18 protein-coding genes are annotated in these 19,084 nt (G+C 73.0%); 8 read left to right on the top strand and 10 right to left on the bottom strand.

Translation table 11 applies throughout. From position 1 onward, the window contains the following. Positions 1-2 precede the first annotated feature (2 nt). The 4 genes from ACIBIW_RS26865 to ACIBIW_RS26850 are packed head-to-tail and all read left to right on the top strand — an operon-like array spanning position 3 to position 4,127. Positions 3-1,571, top strand: a complete 1,569-nt coding sequence (locus tag ACIBIW_RS26865; RefSeq protein WP_399339623.1) for an anchored repeat ABC transporter, substrate-binding protein — start codon at positions 3-5, stop codon at positions 1,569-1,571. After that, complete coding sequence (locus ACIBIW_RS26860) at positions 1,568-2,467, top strand: TIGR03773 family transporter-associated surface protein (RefSeq protein ID WP_399339622.1); 900 nt, start codon at positions 1,568-1,570, stop codon at positions 2,465-2,467. Before ACIBIW_RS26865 ends, ACIBIW_RS26860 begins: the two co-directional genes overlap by 4 nt. Then, complete coding sequence (locus ACIBIW_RS26855; protein ID WP_399339621.1) at positions 2,464-3,234, top strand: anchored repeat-type ABC transporter ATP-binding subunit; 771 nt, start codon at positions 2,464-2,466, stop codon at positions 3,232-3,234. Before ACIBIW_RS26860 ends, ACIBIW_RS26855 begins: the two co-directional genes overlap by 4 nt. Further along, positions 3,231-4,127, top strand: a complete 897-nt coding sequence (locus ACIBIW_RS26850; protein ID WP_399339620.1) for an anchored repeat-type ABC transporter permease subunit — start codon at positions 3,231-3,233, stop codon at positions 4,125-4,127. The genes ACIBIW_RS26855 and ACIBIW_RS26850 overlap by 4 nt, the downstream gene beginning before the upstream one ends. Positions 4,128-4,197: 70 nt before the next feature. On the opposite strand, the gene ACIBIW_RS26845 is transcribed toward ACIBIW_RS26850, so the two are convergent. Beyond that, on the bottom strand, positions 4,198-4,842 hold the full coding sequence (locus ACIBIW_RS26845) for a choice-of-anchor M domain-containing protein (protein ID WP_399339619.1): 645 nt from the start codon (positions 4,840-4,842) through the stop codon (positions 4,198-4,200). Between the two features lie 157 nt (positions 4,843-4,999). Between ACIBIW_RS26845 and ACIBIW_RS26840 the strand changes: the two genes are divergently transcribed. Both ACIBIW_RS26840 and ACIBIW_RS26835 read left to right on the top strand, forming a co-directional pair. Next, the gene (locus tag ACIBIW_RS26840; RefSeq protein WP_399339618.1) at positions 5,000-5,176 is read left to right on the top strand and encodes a hypothetical protein; all 177 of its coding nucleotides are present in this window, start codon (positions 5,000-5,002) and stop codon (positions 5,174-5,176) included. Between the two features lie 97 nt (positions 5,177-5,273). After that, a complete protein-coding gene (locus tag ACIBIW_RS26835; protein ID WP_399339617.1) occupies positions 5,274-6,947 on the top strand; it encodes a translation initiation factor 2 in 1,674 nt (557 codons plus the stop codon). Positions 6,948-6,968: 21 nt separating this feature from the next. Here ACIBIW_RS26835 and ACIBIW_RS26830 read toward each other — a convergent pair whose 3' ends face one another. The 3 genes from ACIBIW_RS26830 to ACIBIW_RS26820 form a co-directional block, all read right to left on the bottom strand. Next, on the bottom strand, positions 6,969-9,125 hold the full coding sequence (locus tag ACIBIW_RS26830; protein ID WP_399339616.1) for a tetratricopeptide repeat protein: 2,157 nt from the start codon (positions 9,123-9,125) through the stop codon (positions 6,969-6,971). 349 nt (positions 9,126-9,474) lie between these two features. Next, entirely contained in the window at positions 9,475-9,657 is a 183-nt protein-coding gene (locus tag ACIBIW_RS26825) for a hypothetical protein (protein WP_399339615.1), read from the bottom strand. Then, positions 9,654-10,067, bottom strand: a complete 414-nt coding sequence (locus ACIBIW_RS26820; protein WP_399339614.1) for an ATP-binding protein — start codon at positions 10,065-10,067, stop codon at positions 9,654-9,656. The genes ACIBIW_RS26825 and ACIBIW_RS26820 overlap by 4 nt, the downstream gene beginning before the upstream one ends. 228 nt (positions 10,068-10,295) lie before the next feature. Between ACIBIW_RS26820 and ACIBIW_RS26815 the strand changes: the two genes are divergently transcribed. Together ACIBIW_RS26815 and ACIBIW_RS26810 are read left to right on the top strand one after the other, a co-directional pair. Beyond that, the gene (locus ACIBIW_RS26815) at positions 10,296-11,561 is read left to right on the top strand and encodes an XRE family transcriptional regulator (RefSeq protein ID WP_399339613.1); all 1,266 of its coding nucleotides are present in this window, start codon (positions 10,296-10,298) and stop codon (positions 11,559-11,561) included. Beyond that, complete coding sequence (locus ACIBIW_RS26810) at positions 11,558-12,085, top strand: GNAT family N-acetyltransferase (protein WP_399339612.1); 528 nt, start codon at positions 11,558-11,560, stop codon at positions 12,083-12,085. The genes ACIBIW_RS26815 and ACIBIW_RS26810 overlap by 4 nt, the downstream gene beginning before the upstream one ends. Before the next feature lie 68 nt (positions 12,086-12,153). Here the strand turns inward: ACIBIW_RS26810 and ACIBIW_RS26805 are convergent, their stop codons facing one another. The 6 genes from ACIBIW_RS26805 to ACIBIW_RS26780 form a co-directional block, all read right to left on the bottom strand. Then, positions 12,154-16,275, bottom strand: coding sequence for a transglycosylase SLT domain-containing protein (locus ACIBIW_RS26805; RefSeq protein WP_399339610.1), 4,122 nt, complete (start codon positions 16,273-16,275; stop codon positions 12,154-12,156). Positions 16,276-16,455: 180 nt separating this feature from the next. After that, positions 16,456-17,424, bottom strand: a complete 969-nt coding sequence (locus tag ACIBIW_RS26800) for a hypothetical protein (protein WP_399339609.1) — start codon at positions 17,422-17,424, stop codon at positions 16,456-16,458. Next, positions 17,421-17,591 carry a hypothetical protein gene (locus ACIBIW_RS26795; protein ID WP_399339608.1) on the bottom strand — a complete coding sequence of 57 codons (171 nt, stop codon included), beginning with the start codon at positions 17,589-17,591 and terminating at the stop codon, positions 17,421-17,423. Before ACIBIW_RS26795 ends, ACIBIW_RS26800 begins: the two co-directional genes overlap by 4 nt. Before the next feature lie 72 nt (positions 17,592-17,663). Then, the gene (locus tag ACIBIW_RS26790) at positions 17,664-17,831 is read right to left on the bottom strand and encodes a type II toxin-antitoxin system Phd/YefM family antitoxin (protein ID WP_399339606.1); all 168 of its coding nucleotides are present in this window, start codon (positions 17,829-17,831) and stop codon (positions 17,664-17,666) included. Between the two features lie 151 nt (positions 17,832-17,982). Beyond that, positions 17,983-18,672, bottom strand: coding sequence for an HGGxSTG domain-containing protein (locus ACIBIW_RS26785; RefSeq protein ID WP_399339605.1), 690 nt, complete (start codon positions 18,670-18,672; stop codon positions 17,983-17,985). After that, entirely contained in the window at positions 18,669-19,073 is a 405-nt protein-coding gene (locus ACIBIW_RS26780) for a hypothetical protein (RefSeq protein ID WP_399339604.1), read from the bottom strand. Before ACIBIW_RS26780 ends, ACIBIW_RS26785 begins: the two co-directional genes overlap by 4 nt. Between the last annotated feature and the right edge of the window lie 11 nt (positions 19,074-19,084).

The following is a 19,084-nucleotide window of genomic DNA, read 5'->3' as shown; positions in this document are numbered from 1 at the left end:
CCATGCCCCGACCCGGCCGACCCCGCGCAGCCGCGGCCGCCGCTGCCGTGCTCGCCCTCGCCCTGGCCGCCTGCACCGGCCACGCCCGCCCCGAAGGGGACGACAACCCCGGTGCGGCGCTGCGCGTCGAGACCACCACCGAGATCCTGGCCGACCTCGTACGGCAGGTCGGCGGCGACCGCGTCCAGGTCGACTCGATCGTGCCGCCGGGCGGCGACCCGCACTCCTACGAACCCACCCCGCGCGACGCCGACGAGGTCGCACGGGCCGATGTCACCTTCACCAACCACCTCCTCCTCGAAGAACACGCCCTCATCAAGACCATCGACGCCAACGCCCGTGACGACGCGCCCAATGTGTCGCTGGCCGAGGCGTCGGAGACCTACGGCGCCCATGTCATCCCGCTCGTCGAGGACATCGGCCTCGACGTGCTCTGGCTCGGGCTGCGGGTGCGCGGCGAGGGCGCCGCGAGGGGCGCCACCCGCTCCTCCGACATCCGGCTGTCCGCCACCGCCGTCGAGGGCCCCGGCAGGCTCGTCGCGTACCTCACCGAGTCGCTCGGCGAGCCCGACGTGTACTTCGACTCGGGCGACGGCCTCACCGGCAAGGACACCACCACACTGCCGCCCGCCGCCCACACCCACCTCAACTGGGCCTTCACGGCGCCCGGCGTCTACCGGCTCACCCTCGCCGCCCGCCTCAAGAACCCCGAAGGGCCCGAACGGCCGCTCGGCGAGGGCACGTTCACCTTCGCCGTGGGCGTCGACCCGCACACCGTCGCGGAGGCGGGCGACACCGTCCTCGACGACGGCCACACCGACCTGACCGTCAACCTCGACAGCGGAAGGCTGTCCGCCTTCACCGACCTGCGCACCCACGGCAAGGTCCAGGAGGAGATACCGCCGGACGACATCGTCGTCGACGTGCCCAACCGCGCCCTGGAGAAGGTCCCCGAGGACGACCGGTTCGCCTTCCTCGGCACGCCGGGCGACGAGATCCACCAGCTCCCGCAGGCCGTCCTCGGCAAACACGTGCACGGCGAGATCGACCCGCACCTGTGGCAGGACGTAGAGAACGCCAAGGCGTACGTACAGCTCATCCGCGACACCCTCAAGAAGAGCGACCCGGCCGGGGCCGCCGCCTACACCGCCCGCACCCGCGCCTACGAACGCCGCCTGGACTCCCTCGACACCTACGTCCGCGACCGCATCGCCCAGATCCCCGCGGAACGGCGGCAGTTGATCACCACCCATGACGCGTTCGGCTATCTGGCCGACGCCTACGACATGACCGTCGCCGGGTTCGTCGTCCCCAACCCCGCGCAGGAGCCGAGCGCCGACGACGTCGAGAAGCTGACCACCACCATCAGGAACCTGAAGGTCCCCGCCGTCTTCATGGAGCCCAACCTGAAGCAGCGCGCGACCGTGCTCACCCAGGTGGCCGCGGACCAGCACGTCAGGGTGTGCAGCCTCTACGGCGACGCCTTCGACGACAGGACCAGGCACTACACCGACATGATGCGGCACAACGCCGACGAACTCCGCTCCTGCCTCGGAGGCCCGCCCTCGTGACCAGCAGACCCACCGTCAGCGCCGCCGCCGCGGCGGCCGTACTCGCCCTGGCGCTCGGCCCCTCGCAGGCCGCGGCCGACGCCCCCTCCCCCGGCGCCGAGTCCGACGCCGCCCCCACGACCGGCACAGGACGGGTGGTCCTCTCCGACGGGCACCTCGACATCGGGCCCCGCTTCGACCACGGCACCTGGACCGTCCAGATCCGCGACGACACCGCGCACCCGGCCGTCTGGCGCAACACCTCGGACGTCGTCATGCGGGTGCGTGACCGTGCCCGTATCGAGGTCCCGGAGTCCGAGGAGTTCGGCTTCCTCGGCGATCCGGGCGACACGGTGTGGCTGCTGCCGCAGACCCAGCGGGAGGGGGTGCTCTGGCCCGGCTGGAACAGCCAGGAGCCCCGGGTGGCCGCCGCCGTCGACCGCGAGGTGACCTGGCAGCTCACCGGCGTCGAGGGCCCCGGCCGCTTCGTGCTGTTCCTCAACGGCAGCTTCGGCACCCCGAAGGTCCTCTTCGACGGCGCGAAGAAGCTGCCCCAGGAGACCGGGATCGACGTCGACAGCCATGTCCACGGCAACTGGGCCTTCACCGCCCCGGGCAGCTACCTGCTGCGGGTGCGGATGACCGCGCGCACCAAGGACGGCGGGCACGAGGGCGACGAGCGCACCCTGCGCTTCTCCGTCGGCCCCCAGGACCCGCGGCGCGCCTTCGCGGCAGAGCCGCACACCCCGACGACGACCCCGGCGGCGAGTCCCCGGGCGGCGGACGCGCGGGCCCGCGGGTCCTCGGCACCGCTGTGGTGGGGTGTGGGCGGCGCCGCGGCGCTGGCCTCCGTCGCCGCCGTGCTGGTGGGTCGGCGCGGCCGTGCGGCCGCCGGGCGGGGAGGCGAGCGCCCGTGACGGCCGCGCCCGAGCCCCTGCCGCCCGCGCTCGACATCCGCTCCCTCGCGGTCGACCTCGGTGGCCGCCCCGCGCTCACCGGCGTCGACCTGACCGTGCGCACCGGTGAACTCGTCGGCCTCATCGGGCCCAACGGCGCAGGCAAGACCACCCTGCTGCGCACCGTCCTCGGGCTGCTCACCCCGCGCTCCGGCAGCGTCGCCTTCGACGGCGCCCCCGCGGCCGGGCGCCGCGGCGGCATCGGCTACGTGCCCCAACGCCACGAGTTCGCCTGGGACTTCCCGCTGTCGGTGGAGAAGGCGGTGCTGACCGGGCGCACCCACCGCGTCGGCTGGCTGCGCCGCCCGGGGCGCGCGGACCGGGAGGCGGTGGCGGAGGCGCTGGAGCGGGTCGCCATGTCCGAGTTGCGCGGCCGGCCCATCGGGGAGCTGTCCGGCGGGCAGCGGCAGCGGGTGCTGGTCGCCCGCGCCCTCGCGCTGCGGCCCCGGCTGCTGCTGCTCGACGAGCCGTTCACCGGGCTCGACGTGCCCACCCAGGAGCTGTTGACCGCCCTCTTCACCCAACTCCGCATGGAGGACAAGGCGTTGCTGATGACCACGCACGACCTGCCCGCGGCCGCCGGCATGGCGACCCGGCTGTGCCTGCTGAACAGGACCGTGGTCGCGGACGCGCCCCCCGACGCGCTGCGCGATCCGGCGGTGTGGCTGCGGGCGTTCGGGGTGACCGGTTCCGAGCAACTGCTCGTCGCGCTGGGGGTGACCGGGTGAACGCCGTCCTCGACTTCGTCACCGGCCCCTGGGAGCACCTGTTCATGCGGCGGGCGCTCGCCGTGGCCGTGATGTGCGGGATCGTCTCGGGCGTGGTGGGCAGCCATGTGGTGCTGCGGGGCATGGCGTTCATCGGGGACGCGGTGTCGCACTCCGTGTTCCCCGGCGTCGCGATCGCCTTCGTCCTCCACGTCAACCTGGTCGTCGGCGGCGCCGTCGCGGGGCTGCTGACGGCGCTCACGGTGGCGGTGTTCGCGCAGAACCGGCGTCTCAAGGAGGACTCCGTGATCGGGGTGTTCTTCGCCGCCGCGTTCGGGCTCGGCATCGTGGTCCTCAGCACCGCGCCCGGCTACAGCGGTTCGCTGGAGTCGTTCCTCTTCGGGCAGATCCTCGGGATCAGCGACACCGACGTGCTCACCGTCGCCGTCGCGGGCCTGGTGCTGCTGCTGGTCGCGGGCGCACTGCACAAGGAGTTCGTCACCGTCAGCCTGGACCGGGAGACCGCGCGGGCCGCGGGGCTCCCGGTGTTCGCGCTCGACATCGTGCTGTACGCGCTGGTCACCGTCACGGTGGTGATCTCCCTCCAGGCGGTGGGCAACATCCTCGTGCTTGCGCTGCTGATCACCCCGGCCGCCTGCGCCCGGCTGCTCACCGACAGGATCGGCGTCATGATGGCGCTGGCGCCCGCGGTGGGCGCGGTGTCCGCCGTGGTGGGGCTCTATCTGTCGTACGCACTCAACCTGGCCGCCGGGGGTCTCATCGTCCTCGTGGCGACCGGGATGTTCGTGCTGTGCTGGCTGCTGGCCCCGCGGCACGGGCTGCTCCCGACGGCCGGACGGCGGGTGGCGGCGGCCGGTGCGCCTCGGGAGCGGGCCACCGCACGGCCCTCGTAGGAGCGCGTGGGCCGGGGAAGGGGTGCGGGCCCCGGCGGTGTGGGTGCGCCGGGGCCCGCGGTGTGCCGGGTCAGCCCACGGTGAAGTGGTAGGCCACGGGCTGTGAGGTGACGGTGGTGCCGTCGGTCAGGGTGCCGGTGGCCCGGAAGGTGAGCGTGTAGTCGCCCTCGGCCTCGAAGGCCCAGTTGGTGTGGTGGTGGTCCCCGGCGTTGACACCGACGGTGTCCGGGAGGCCGTCGCCGCTGTCGAAGTGCTTCACGGGCGAGCCCGCCTCGACGTCGTACACGCTGACGTCGGCGGGGCCGTCGACGGCGGTGAGGTTCAGGCTCACGGTGTCGCCCTGGAAGGCGCCCGCCGGAAGTTCGTGGCCCGCCCAGCCCGCGTAGAGCAGGTTGGGGTCGTTGGTCTGCGGCAGCACCCACACCGGGGCGCCCGGGGTGCCGAGGAAGGAGTAGGCGGCGTTGTCCGGGACCGTCGTCTCGGCCTCGGCCTTGACGTGCAGGGTGACCTCGGCGGGGTCGCGCTCGACGGGGGTGCCGGTGGTCTCGTCGTGCAGGCCGAGTTCGAGCGCGCCGTCCTCGTAGGCGAGGTCGACGACGTCCACATGCCCCTCGGAGAGGGTGACCGGCGCGGCCTGCGCCGTGGCGACCGCCAGGGTGAGGGTGGCGGTGGTGGTGCCGGTGACGAGGGCCATGCGTCTGAACGTGCGGTTCATGCTGCCTCCTTGGTGGAAGGGCTGTCATGACCACGCTATATAAACTGATAATCATGTTCAATAGATGGGAGTGTGAGGGACATCGCCCCCTCAGGAACACCCCGTCGCGGAAGCCGCGGCCACGGCCCCGCGGGCACGCCTGCCGTAACATGCGCATATGACGATCCCACCGCCGGAGGAAGAGTTCGCGGACCTTCAGGCGGCCGGTGCACTGGTGCGCTCGCCGGCCCCGCCCGTCCGGCTCGGGACCGTCCGCGAGTCGGCCTGGGGCAGCCACCGCATCGCCCCGGACAGCGTCGGACACGCCAACGAGCCTGTGGACACCGCGAGTTGAGCATGACCGGCCGGGGGTCACCGTTCCGGGCCCGCCGCGCGGGAGCGCGGGGCCGGGGCCTGCCGGGCATCGGCACATCGAGCGGCGGCGCGGCGGCATGAGCGGGCCGAAGGAGCCGGAGCGTGTGGTGCTCTTCGCGGCGCGGTCGGCGACCGCGCTGCACCGGCTCCTCGACGTGCTGCCCGTCTTCGAGGGCGACGAGCGCCTGGTACGCCGCTTCACCCTGGTGCCGGGCTCCGACTTCGACGCGGACGCGCTGGCGGCGCTCGACGCCGCCCGGGTGTCCGCGACGCCGTGGGCGGAAGCGCTCAAGACCACCCACGCGCTCATCCTGGCGGCCGGGCCCAAGGGCGAACTGCACCGGCTGCGCGGCCCCCTCCTGCTGCTGCCGCACGGCGCGGGCTTCAACAAGAGCCTGCCTGGCGAGGGCACCCCCGGACGCGCCTCGGGGCTCGACCCCGCGTACCTGCTGCACGACGGCGCGCCGCTCGCCGCCCTCTACGCGCTGGCCCACCCCGGACAGGCCGCCCGCCTCGCCCAGGACTGCCCGCAACTCGCCGCGCGCACGGCCGTGGTGGGCGACCCCACCCTCGACCGGATGCTGGAGTCCACCGGGCTCAGGGAGCGCTACCGCGCCGCGCTCGGCACCGGCGAACGCACCCTCGTGGTGCTCGCCTCCACCTGGGGACCACGGTCGCTGCTGGAGACCAGGCCCGCGCTCCCCGCCGACCTCGCCCGTGAACTGCCCGTGGACACCTACCAGTTCGCCGTCATCGCACACCCCAACGCGCACAGCGACCCGGGCACCCTCGACCTCGCGGAGCGGCTGCCGCCCGAGGTACTGCTCGCGGGGCCCCGCCAGGAGTGGGCGGCGCTGCTGGTGGCGGCCGACGTCGTGCTCTGCGACCACGGCAGTGCCGCACTGTACGCGGCGGCCCTCGACCGCCCGGTGCTCTCGGGCGCCGACGGCGCGGGCGAGCTGCTGCCCGGCACCCCGATGGCCCGGCTCCTCGACGGCGTGCCGCGCTACACGGGGCCCGGGCAACTGGCGGAGGCGGGCGGGCTTCCGGCCGAGGCACGGGCGGCGGCCGACGACGCGTTCACGGCCCGCGGACACGCCCTTGACCTGCTGCGCGAGCAGGCGTACCGGCTCCTCGGCCTGCCGCCCCCTGGACCGGCCCCGCAGCCACGGCTGCTGCCGGTCCCCACCGCGCCCGCGCCGCCGCCCGCCGCGCACGCCGTACGGGTCACGGTGGTGGACGGGAACATGGTGCGGGTGGAGCGCCGCCCGGCCGCGACCGGGGTGCCCTCGCACCATCTGGCGGCGGAGGAGGACGCGGCGCACGCCCGGCACGCCGGAACCGCGGGCCTGCTGTACCGGCGCGCCGGGGCGGGGCCGCGCGAGCCGGGCGTGGCGTGGACGGCGGCGGGCTGGACCGCGCACGCCCTCGGCGCCTACCCGGCGTGTCGCACGGCGGCGGTGGTCCTCACCCCCGAGGTGTGCGTGGTGCGCCGACGGGGCCGCGAGGGGCTGCTGACCGTGCGGGTGGCCCCCGCCACGGCCGGGGGGCGGGTCGTGCGCCCCGACCCCGCCGCCGCGCTCTCCGCCGTCCACGCCCGGCTCGCCGACGCGCCGGGCACCGCGGACTTCCGCTGTCTGATCGGCCACCACACGCACGCCGTACGGGTGGAACCGGCGACGGCGTACGAGGCCGCGGCGGAGCTTGCGCCGCGCCACGAGGCCGCCGCGGCGCGCCCGGCCGCCCCCTGACGAGGGCGCGGGGCGCGGCCGTCAGCCGAGGGCACGCTCCCCGATCTCGCGGGCCCGCTCGCGGTACTCCGCGGCCCGTGCGGTCTCGCCGCGCGTGTCGGCGAGGCCGGCCAGCGCGTCGAGGACACGCGCCTCGTCGAACGTGGACCCGCGCTTCCTCGCGTCCGTCAGCGAGGCCCGGTACAGCGCCTCGGCCTCGGCGTGGCGGCCGAGCCTGCGCTCGACGTCGGCCAGCGCGAAGCCGGTACGGGCGGTCATACGGCCCTTCCCCAGTTCGGCCGCCTTCTCGCGGGCGCGGGTCAGCAGCTCCCCGGCCCGGTCGAGGCGGCCGAGCCCGGCGGCCGACACGCCCAGCAGATACGTCAGCAGTACCGCGCCGTAGGTGTTGCCGATGGCCTCGTGGACGCGCAGGGACGCCTCGTAGTCGGGTATCGCGCGCTCCCACTCGCCCTGCTCGGCCTGCGCCCTGCCGCGGAACTCCAGCGCGGAGGCGCGCAGTTTGCGGTTGAAATCGACGGTCGACGCGTCGGGGGGCGCGGCCGAGCCGCCGCCACGTACGACGCCGGGCAGCAGTTCGGCCGCGGCCACGGCAGCCGCGGTCTCCCGCTCGGCCGCCGCGAAGTCCCCGCGGTCCCAGTGGACCCTGGCCAGTTGGCAGTTCATGCGGACGATCGCGGGCGTGTGCCCCGCGCGGCGCGCCGCGTCGAGACCCAGGGCGAAGACCTCCGGCGTGTCGGCGACCTGCGGATGGTCGAGGTAGTCGGTGAACAGCGGCTCGCACAGCGCCCACGCGTCGTCTCCGTCGGCGCTCCCTGCTCCCCCGGCGGCCCCGTGGCCGGCGGCGAGCCGTACGCACGCGTGCAGCGCGGGGCGCTGGGCCGCGAGCCAGGCGCGGGCGGCCTCCGCGTCCTCGAAGGCGAGGTCGGGCGCGCCGGGGAGCCGCGCCGCCTCGGGGGCGACGACGAGGCGGGGCCCCGCGGCCGCGCGGTCGGCGAGCGCGGCCTGGCGGCGGTACCAGCGCACCACGCGCGCCCTGACCGCCTCCGCCTCCCCCGGCTCCGCACGGCGCAGCGCGTGCTCCCGTACCAGCGTGTGCATGCGGACGCAGCGCTCGTGGCCCGGTTCGAGCAGGCCCGCGTCCTCAAGCTCCTCCAGGGCGTCGAGGCCGGTGTCGGCGCCCTCGCCGAGCGCGGCGACCACGGCCTCCTGCGGCAGTTCGCAGGCGGGGGCGGCGGCCAGCGCCCGGTACAGGCGGCGGCCGGGCGCGCTCAGCGCCTCATAGCCCTGGTCCCAGACCGCCTCCATCTCCGGCACCCCCTCGAGACGGTCCGCACGGAGCTTCTCCAGCAGCCGGGCGACGGAACGGCGCTGGTGGCGCCGGAGGCTGTGGGCGACGACGCGCAGCAGCACGGGCAGCCCGCCGCACAGCTCCACCAGGCCCTCGGCGGCCTCGGGTTCACCGGCGAGCCGGGTGTCGCCGTCGTGGAGGAGGCCCGTGAGGAAGTCCATGGCGTGCCGGGTGGGCAGGGGCTCGACATGGATGTCGACACCCGGGAGGTCCGGCAGGTCGTACAGCCGGGTGCGGCTGACGAGGACGACAAGGCCGCCGGGCGAGGCGGGCAGCAGGGCGGCGGCCTCGGAGCCGAAGCGTACGTTGTCGAGGAGCAGCGCGAGGCCGGGGCGGCGGGCCGTCGCGTCCCAGTACTGGCGGGCCCGTTCGGCGTGGCTCGCGCCGTGCCACTCCCGCGGCACGCCGAGCGCGGCAAGCAACTGCGACAGCGCCTCGGAGAAATCGCAGGCGCCGTCGCGCCGCAGGTCGTCGAGGTCGAGGAAGAGCACCGGCGGGCTCTCGCCCGGCTGTCGCCCGGCCGCCCAGCGGCGGGCGAAGCGCTGCGCGAGCGCCGTCCTGCCCGCGCCCCAGAGCCCGGTGATCCGCACGCAGAACGGGCCGTCGTCCGGCGTGTCGTGCTCGATCGCCCGGAGGAAGTCGGCGAGTTCGCGCTCGCGGTCCACGAAGCGGGCGGGGCCGGGCGGTAACTGGTGCGGCGTGGGCAGCGCGGGGCCCGCCGACGCCGTGAGGTGGACGTTCTCGATGTGCCCGCCCTGCACGAGCCCACCCGCGGGCGCACCGCCCTCGACCCGGAACGTGTTGTGCGTGCCGTGTGTCTCCCCTGTCACGGATCAACCTTAGGCGCCCCGGGCGCCGCCACGGGCGGTAGAGGGGAGGAGGAATATCCCCCGTCTGTCCCGGACTGCCGAAAGGACCGGTCCCGGATGTCTCCGAAACCGGCCCCGGCCTACGACTCTCACGAGTCGGGACGACAGGATTTGAACCTGCGACCCCTTGACCCCCAGTGAACGAAACACTGTCCAGGGGGTCTCATGGAGTCCAGGGGACGCGGAACCGTCCAGGTCAGGGCCGTAATTTCCAGGGGGAGACACCCAGTCTGTGAGATCTGTGTGAGACGACCGTGAGACGACGAAGCCCCGGCTCGGTGGAGTTCACCGGCCGGGGCTTCGCTGCGTCTCAGCTCTGCCGCGCCTCCAGCAGGGTCAGCCGCTCGGGGCTCTCCGAGGTCCACTGATCTACACCGTGCTCTGGCCGCAGCACCCACAGCGTGCCGCCGCGCACGTCGGTGACGATCCCGCGCCGGTCGGCGTCCTCGTCGTGGATCAGATCGCCCACCCACGGGCTCCGCTTCTCGATCACTTCTGCTCCTCCAGCTCAGCCCACACGATCTTCCCCCAGCGCCGTTCGTCGGTGCCCCAGTCGGCCGCCAGCACCGCCACCAGCGCCAGGCCCCGACCGTCCTCGTCCTCGTCGCCCGCCTCACGCTCTACGGGCCGCGTCCGCGAGAAGTCCGCGACCGCCACCCTGACCTTCCGCACGGTGGTGCGCTCCACCACCACGCGGATGGACTCCCGCCGGGCGTGCTGCACCGCGTTGGCCACCAGCTCGGAGACGATCAGCGCGCCGTTCTCTGCCGCGCTCTCCAGCCCCCACGCCGTGCAGGCGGCGCGCACCAGACGGCGGGCGGTCGCGGCGCTCTCGGGCTCACGGGGCAGGGTCTCGCTGTAGCCGGGATGCCCGGTCGGTCTGGGAGTGGTGGTCACGGTCATCAGGACCCCTCGTCGGTGAGCGGGTGGTGCGGCCCGTCCCCGACGGGGGACGCGGGGGCGGACCACTCCAACCGGCCGCCGCTGTCCGTCCGGTGGCGGCCTGTCATTCAGTGAACGACGGGCTGTGACGCCCCGTGAGGAAAAGTCCGGCCGCCGTGCAACGCGGGCAACCGGAAATTTCGCGCTCACTCCGGCGCCCCGATCCTGCTACCTCGCTACCTTGAAACCGTGGAGGCGAACAGGCACCTGGCGGATGCGCTCACGGAAGCAGGGCTGACCCAGACCGAGTTGGCGGAGGCGGTGAACGACTACCTCCGGTCCGTCGGCAGGGACGGCACGGTCAGTGACCGGACGGTGCGGCACTGGCTGACCGGAAAGACCCGCTGGCCCCACCCCCGGCAGCGCGAGGCCCTGGAGGCAGTATTCGGCCGTAGTGCCGGGGAACTCGGGTTCCGACCCCCAGCAGGCCGAAGAAGCACAACCAGGAAGGAGGACCCTGTGGACCGCAGGAACTTCCTCACCGCTGCCACCGGCGCGACCGCCGCCGCCGTGCCGCTGGTCACTGCCCGGCCGCACGCAGTGGGCACCACGGACGTGATCCGGCTGCGCAGTGGCCTGGACGCCCTGACGGCCCTGGACGCCTCCAGGGGTGGCCATGAGGCCCTGGAGCGGGCCGCCCTGGCGGGCGCCACCGAAGCCCTGGACCTCCAGAAGCGTGCGGCCTCCCAGCGCATCCGGCAGCGCCTTTTCAGCGTCGCCGCGAACTACACCGCGTCGGCCGCCTGGTCGGCCGTGGACGCCCGCCAGAGCGACCGCGCGCTGACCCACCTGAACCGCGCGCTGTACCTGGCGGGCATGGCGAAGGACCCGGTGGCGGAGCTGCGCGTGTGGAACTCGCACGCCATGCTCGCGCTCCATCGCGGGGAGTTCTCGCAAGCCGTGGACGCGGGCCAGGCCGCGCAGGCGACCGCCATCACGCGCCGAGATCCGCTGTTCGCCTCCCTGGCGCACGCGCGCACGGCGGTGGGGCACTCCAGCGTCGGGGACCGCCGGGGCGCCCTGCGGTCGCTGGGGCACGCGGAAGACGCTCTGGCGAAGGCGGGCGCGGACGAGCCCCGGCCGTCCTGGGTGGCCTTCTACGGGTCTGCGGAACTGCTGGCCATCACCGCCATCGTGCGGGACGAGATCGGGGACGCAGCGGGCGCGGAGGCGGCCTCCCACCGCGCCCTGGCCGCCATCCCGCAGCAGTTCCGCCGGAACCGTGCCCTGGCCACCCTCCAGCTCGCCACAGCTCAGCTCCACCAGCGCGACGTGGACCAGGCGTGCGGCACGGCGGACCGGGTGTTCGCGCTCATGGCCGGTGACCCGCTGCCGGGCCGGATGCGGTCCTACCTCGGGGACTTCCTCCGCGACTTGATCACTCTGGCGCCGGACTCCACGACTGCGCGAGAGTGGGAAGACCGTTACCGATCAGAATGGAGCCAGGCCCGATGACCCCAGCCCTGGAGCTGCGCCACTACGGCCACGACGACCTGTCGGAGATCCGGCAGACGTTGATCGACGTACACGCGGACGTGCACGCCGACCGCATGGCCGACGACGAGTTCCGGCAGAAGTTCCCCTGGTTCGTGGATCACTGGGGCGGGAACCCCGGCTTCTCGTGCGTGATCGCCCGCGAGGGGGACGAGGTGGTGGGCTTCGCCTACGGTGCCCCCGGCGCGGAGGGCCGGGAGTGGTGGCGGGAGCACCTGGACCCGGCGCCGGAGAAGGCCCGCACGTTCCACTTCTCGGAGCTGATGGTGCGCGAGCAGTGGCGGAAGACCGGAACGGCGGAGCGGCTGCACCGGGCCCTGATGGACGCTCGGGACGATGACCTGGCGGCGCTGCTGGTGGACGTGACGCACCCGAAGGTGGAGGCCCTGTACGAGTCGTGGGGGTACCGGAAGGTCGGGGAGGACCAGCCGTTCCCCGACTCCCCGGTGTACGCCGTGATGATCGTGGACCTGCCGCTGTCGTAGCCGCATGAGCATGAGCGCGGGGCCCGCTTCCACCCCTGGAGCGGGCCCCGCGCGTTCTCGTCGGACCGTCAGCGGCTCCCTTCTGCCTCCCGGACCATCGTGGCCACCGTGGCGCGCGCCTGGCCCTCCAGGTGGGCGTCAAACTGCTCGCCGTCCACGGTGAGGGTGACCGGCCCGCTCAGCTCCAGGGAGCCCGTCAGCACGCCGCCACCGGCGCCGCCCGCCCGGCGAAGCATCTGCTGCGTCTCCGAGGCGGTGAACACCCGGTCGTTGCCGGAGGTCGCGATCAGCTCGGGCCCGGCCTCGCCGACCATGTGCAGGCCCGGCATCGTCACGCCACCGAGCTTGTAGCCGCCCGGCCGGGCCATGCGCGCGGACCACCCGGCGCCGTACGCCGCCTTGGCGTACCGCACGGCCGCGTAGATGTTGGCGTACGGGTCAAGCTGGCCCTTGCTCTTGTACTTGCCCGCGTAGGCGTTGAAGGTCGTCCGGATGACCTGGAGCAGGCCCTTCGATGGGTTGCCCGCCTTCGCGTTGGAGTCCCAGTTGTTGACGGCGTTCGGGTTGCCGCCGCTCTCCTTCTGGATCGCCTTCAGGACGTTGCTCAGGTTGCCGGTGGAGTACATCCCCAGCTCGCGCAGGACGGCCGTAACGGTCTCGGCCCACCGGCCGGAGCCGCTGCCGCCCTTCGACGGCGTGTAGCCCCACTGGGAGGTGAAGAGGGAGGACCCGGCGCCGCGCGCCCCCGAGCCGACGATGACGCCCTTGCCGCCGCGCGATTCGACGTTTACACCCCCGAGGGTTCCGGCCGTGTGGCCGACGCCCGCGTTGGTGATGCCGACCATGAACGGGTCCTTCTCGTTGCGCTTCCAGCCCTTCGCGCCGGGCGGGAAGGCGCCGGTCGCCCACCGGCGGGTGTACGGGCTCTTGCCGTCGATCACGTTCTGAATCGCGGACATGAAGCCCGAGCAGTCGTAGCCCTTCGGGCCGACGCCGCCCCAGATGTACGGCTTGCCTTCCTGGCTCTTCGCCCAGTCGAGCGCCTTGCCGACGTTCGCGCCGCCGACGGAGTGCGTGGCGTCGTCCTTCGCGATCCAGTCCAGGATCATGTTGATCGGCTTCGTGGCCGTGCCGATCGCGAGGTCTTCCCACGCGGGCTTGCCGGGGATGACCCCGCCGACGCCCTTCGCCACCCCGGAGCGGATGCCCTTCAGGATGGGGTTCGCCACGGTGCCGATCGCGCCTCGGGTCACGTCCTTGATGGCGTCCCACGCCTTGCTGACGACCTTGCCGCCGGTGGCGTCCCAGGCGTCCTTCAGGCCGCCCGCCGCGTCCCCGAGCTTGTCCTTGGTCCAGTCGATGACGCCGCCGCCCCAGATGTACTTCTGGCCGCTCCCACGGGCGAAGTCCATCGTCCCGGCGCCGGGGGCCACGCGCGCCTTCCCGTTGCCGGAGAAGCCCGCGCGGAAGGCCGCCATCGCGCCGTGGCCGCCGAAGTTCTTGACCTCGTCGGCGGTCCAGATGTGCTCGTTGGGGTTCGCCTGGATCGCGACGGAGTCCAGGCCGGAGAGACCGCCGCCGCCGTTTACACGACCACCACGGTCATACTTGATCTTGTTGACGGTCCCGAGCTTCATCTTGTCCAGGCCGACCGCGCCCGCGATCTTGTTCCAGACCTTGACGATCCCGCCGTTGTACACGGTGTCAATAACGAAGTTGATCGGGACGGCGGCGATCTTCTTGATGGCGGTCCAGACCTTGCCGATCCCGTCCTTCATCTTGTCGAAGACCTTGATCATGCCGTCCTTCAGCTTGGACGTGCCGTCCTTGATCTTGTCCCAGAACGGGCTGATCGCCTTCTGCCACAGCCACTTCGCCCAGCCGCCCAGGGTCTTGAAGATCCCGACGATCAGGTTGATGGGCGGCTTGATCCCCTTCGTGTAGAGCCAGCTCGTGCCGTCCTTGATCTTGTCCCAGGCGGGCTTCAGGGCGTTGTTCCAGAGCCACTTGCCCCACTTGCCGACGGTCTGGAGCCCTTCCCAGATGAAGCGGAAGTAGATCTTGACGCCGTTCCACCAGAGCTTCGCCCCGGCGACGATCCAGCCGAAGACCGGCTTGAAGGCGTTCGTCCAGAGCCACTTCCCCCACCCGGCCAGGGTCTTGATGATTGAGATCAGGAAGTTGAAGTAGATCTTGACCCCGGCCCACCAGAGCTTCGCGCCCTGGACGATCCAGCCGAAGACCTGCTTCAGGCCGTTGTTCCACAGCGCCATCGCCACGGTGCGGAGCAGCTTGAACGCGAGGTAGAGCGGCGTGAAGAGGACCGTCCCGAGGATGACCACGAGCAGCCGGGCCGCCACGGAGATGAAGTTGAAGGCGGGCCGGATGCCGTTCGTCCACAGCCACATGGCCGCCTTGCCGATGGCATCGAGCCCCGTCTTGATGCCGTTCCACGCGGGCTTCAGGGCGTTCTCCCAGACCCACACGGCGGCGAACTTGATCCCCTCCCACGCGGCCTTCCAAGCCTTCTGGAGCCACCCCATCTTCAGGCCGATCAGGACCACAGCGGCCACGAGCAGGCCGATGCCGATCACGAGCCAGCCGATCGGGGACATGCCGAAGGCGATCGACAGCAGGAACATGGCCGACCGGACACCGAGGATCGCGGTCCGCACCGCGTTGAAGATCAGCATCGCGCGGGCCGCGAGCGCCACCCCGAGGATGGCGAACTTCCAGGCCGTCCAGGCGAGGATCATCCCCTGGAGCACCGGCACCGGCAGGGCCGCCACGATCTTCAGCAGCAGTGTGACGAAGCCCAGCCCGAGCGGGCCGAGCCCCTTCATCGCGTCGAAGACGTTCTTCAGCGCGGCCCCGAGCGTGTGGAAGAACTCGCGGACCTGGGGGGCGTTCTGCCGTACGTAGGCCAGGAAGCGCTGGAAGCCCCCGCCGTCGGCCCACGCGCGCAGCGAGGCCGCCCCCTGGCGCAGCGAGGCCGCGAGGCTCACCGACTGCGGCAGGAACGCCCGGAAGCCGCTCCCCAGGACCGAGAACACGTCCTTCGCGGCCAGCCGCAGATCCCGGAAGGCCGGGACGCCGAACTTGATCACGTTCTGGAAGAAGCGGTCCAGGCCGCCGCCCTTCACCCAGCGCTGCACGTCGTCCGCGATGGCCTTCACCTCGGGCGCCATCGCCTTGACGGCGGGCACGGCCTTGGGCAGCGCGCTGGAGACGGTGCGGACGAACGTGGAGGCGATCGGCAGCGTGGTGGACGACGTGGAGTCCACGAAGCCCTGCCACGCCTTCTTCATGCCGTCCATCGCCGTGGAGAAGGCCCGCTGCTGCGGGGTGTAGGCGGCCTGCGCCTTGTTCAGGGCCTGCTGGGCGTCCTCACACTTCTTGAGCTGCTGGGCGTAGGCGTCCGTACCGGGCGTGAGGCGCCCCAGCACCTCGCGCTGCTGGGCAAGGTTCGTCTTGGCCTTCTCAACTTCCTTGTCCAGGTTGGTCACTTGCTTGACCGCCCCGACGGTGGCGGCCGTGAAGAGACCGAGCCCCACGCCCACGGTGGTGGTCATGGCGGCGAACGACCCGGCCACGTTCAGCGCGGCGGCGGACAGCGGGATCAGCGCCGGGGCCGCGAGGACGGCCGAAGCCATCAGGGCGCCCATCGCCTTGCCCGCGAGGTCGCCCGAGCCCTGGAGCGCGTTCAGGTTGGTGCGGGTGCGGGTGGTCTGCCCGTCCAGGCCCGCCAGGGCGGCGCGCAGGGCAGCGATCTGCGCGAGGGCGGCGGCCCCGTCGAAGTTCGCGTTGATGTTGATCGTGCGGCCGTCCAGGGCGTTCACCTGCTGACGCAGGGTGCGCAGTTGGGCGGACGCCTCGGTGACGCCGTTTACACGCACTCCGAGGTCTGCGCCCCGGAGGCTGCTCATCTGCTGGCGGATCTGCTGGATCTGGCCCGAGGACCCGGAGACACCGACGTTCAGCCGTACGTCCCGCAGGGTGGCGAGCTGCGTGCGGAGGCCCGCGAGGTCGCGCGTGAACTCGGTACGGTCCAGGGCGACCTTCGCCTTGAAGGTCCGGCTCTCGAACCTCTCGCCCTCGGTGCGGGCTTCGCGGAGGCCCTGCGTGAAGTCGGAGCGGTCAAGGACGAGACGGGATTCGATGGACCCGGCGTCAAAAGTGTTGCCCGGCATGGTGGGAGATCCGTCCTGTGGTGGGGTGGATCTCGCCGTGCCGGGCGTAGCTCAATTCTAGGTGCGCCCGAGGTCTAGATACGGGGCGGCAGCGTGGTCTGGTGGCAGCGTGCCGGCTGGGCGTTTACACGGCAGAAGCCGCAGCTCACACGGGCTGCGGCTTCTGTGTGGTCCGGGCGGTCAGCCTGCCATCGCCAGGCCCTCCCGGATGCGCTGCGCGCGGGCCTGCCCGATCGAGTACCGGGCCTTCAGCTCCCGCACCGAGGGGTACCCGTCGGCGTACTCGCGCCGTACCCGAGCGGTGAGCGGGTCGGGGCGCGTGCCGGGTACAGCGGGTACGGCCTCGGGTGCGCCGTACTCGGGTGTGCTCGGGGTGCCGGGTACGGCGGGTACGTCCCAGGGTGCCGAGACGGGCACGGACGCCAGGGCCCCGGCGGTGCGGCGGGCGGTGAGTTCGGCCAGCAGCACGGCCCGCTGCCCGGAGTCGGTGGCCACCCCCGAGCGCGCCACGGCGGCGGCCAGGCGGCGATTCGCCCACGGGCCGCGCCAGCGCCGGGAGGCCAGGCGCACGGCGGTCGCGGTTGCCCGGTCGCGGGTGAGCTGCGCCGCGTCCCGGCCCCGTACGGCCAGCCCGAGGCGCGACAGGGCGCGTTCCCGCACCTCCCGGCCCACGACGGCCAGCAGGCCGCTGGAGGCCGCGTCAGGGCGCTCCCGGCGGATCTCCAGCCCGAGGGCCAGGTGCCACAGCAGCGCGGCCAGCACGGGGCCGAAGAAGCCGCGCACGAGACCGCCGATGGTGCCGCCCTCCGCGAAGGCGGGTACGAGCTGTACCCCGGTGACGACCCAGACGAGTACGCCGGGTACGCCCGCCGACCCGGTGGCGAGCATCGTGTGCCGGGCCGTCAGCGCGAGCGCCAGCAGCGCGACTTCACCGGCGGCGAAGAGGGCCGCGCGCTCGGTGGTGTCCGCCATCCCGAGGTGGTCACCTGCGAACCTCCAGGCGGTGTCACCGGAGTACGCGGTGCAGATCGCGGCGGCCAGTGCCGGGGCCGGGTACGGCAGGGCCCGGAAGCCCCGCACGAGTCCCCAGACGAGCGCCACGGCCAGGACGGCGGCGCCCGCTGCGGCGCCGGTCTGGAGCGCGTTCACCGGGTGCTCCCGTCCGGCTCGTCCAGGGCCGCCAGCAGGGCCCGGTAGCGCCGGGAATCCGGGGTGTCCTCCAGGGCGGCGGCGACCGTCTGGAGGTCGCGGAGCCGGTGGGCCCGGTCGGTCTTCGGGGCCTCGGGGGCGGAGGTGCGGACGGTAGCGTTGAACATGTCGAACTCCAGGTGATGTCTGGTGGTCGGCGGGCCCGTCCCGGTGTTGGCGCACTGGGCGGGCCGCTTGCGTTACTCGGCTCGGGTGGCGGCCTCGAACCACTCGAACGACACGAGCACGGCGCGCGGCTCGTCGTTCTTGGTGATCACGGTCGGCTCGCCCCGGTAGTGGGCGGCATCGACGCGGCGCCCGAGGTCGGCGCGGAGGTCTCGGAGACCCATGCGAGGGGTGTCTTCCATGCCTCCGAGTGTACCGAGTGCGCAGGGTGTACGGCATCTGTAGATACGCTCTGACCTGCGGAAACGTGTACCGCGGTAGGTTGGCAGCATGGCAGCCGGCCCGACCTGCGGAGACCCCCGGCCGGTGAACGACCGGAGGTCCCCAGCGGGGCTACGCGGAGGGCTGCGCGAGCTGCTGACGCTCCGCCATGACCTCCCGGACCACCCGGCCCATCACGGCGGCCGTCTCCGGCTTGGTGGCGTCCAGACCGAAGGCGTCCAGCGCCCGGTCCAGGATCGCCATCATCATGGAGGTCTGGATCTCCGCGAGGTGCACCAGGCGCTCGTCCACGCCCATCTTCGCGGCGACCGCGATCATGCGGACCAGGCGGTCCCGCTCCTCCCCGTACAGCCGCACCCAGCCGTTCACCTCGGCGGCGTACGTGGTGTCCACACCGGGGAACTCCCCACCCTCCCGGTGCACTTCGTTCGAGAGGCCCCACACCAGGGCGTCCGCCTCCGTCTCCTGCACCCGCTCCAGCAGCCACGAGACGTGACCCGCCGCCTGCCGGATCAGCCGGGCCATCACCACGGCGGGGTCCTCGGCCGGGCCGATCTCCCCGAAGGTGGCGCCCCACTCCGCGAGGGCGGCCCGGCGCTCCCCGTCAGCGCGGCGGCGCTGCACAGCGGCGAGCACCTGCGGGGCGGACCCGCCGTGCATCCGGCACACCGTGGTGCCCGTGACCGCCCGGCCCCGGCAGCGCTTCCCGGACCGGGTACGGGCCGTGCACAGCCCCGAGCCGTCGTCACCCCCTGCGTACGTGGCCGCGTCGCCGGACCCCATGCGTACGTCGTTGCTCATGCTGCCTCTCCGTCCTGCTCGCTGCGGGTGGTGTCCTCGGCCTCCAGGACGGCCAGGACGGCTTGGGCTTCGGGGGTCCGGTGCTCGGCGTCAGCGGCGGCCACTGCGGGCGGCACAGCGCCGCCAGGGGCCACCCAGGGGCGCCACTGCGGGGTGCGGGCGACCGCCACGGCGTCGGGGTCCTCGAAGGCGGTGAACTGGCCCACGCGGTACGTCGCACCGGGCGCGAGCAGCGTCACATGGGTGCGGCCCCCGTCGAAGTAGAGGCCGGGCCCGAACTCACCCCGGACGGTGGGGCGCCGGTACTCGTCGGCGCCGGGGTGCCGGGCGAAGAACTCGCGGTCGTGGGCGGCGGCGCGCTCCGCCGGGGTCCGGCGGTCGTCTGCCTCGAACAGGTTCATGATCTTGCCCC

It is taken from the genome of Streptomyces sp. NPDC050560, from assembly GCF_044457285.1.
In the GTDB taxonomy this organism is placed as follows: Bacteria; Actinomycetota; Actinomycetes; order Streptomycetales; family Streptomycetaceae; genus Streptomyces.
Note: the sequence above shows the minus strand (reverse complement) of the source record. Positions and strands in the feature narration are given on the sequence as shown.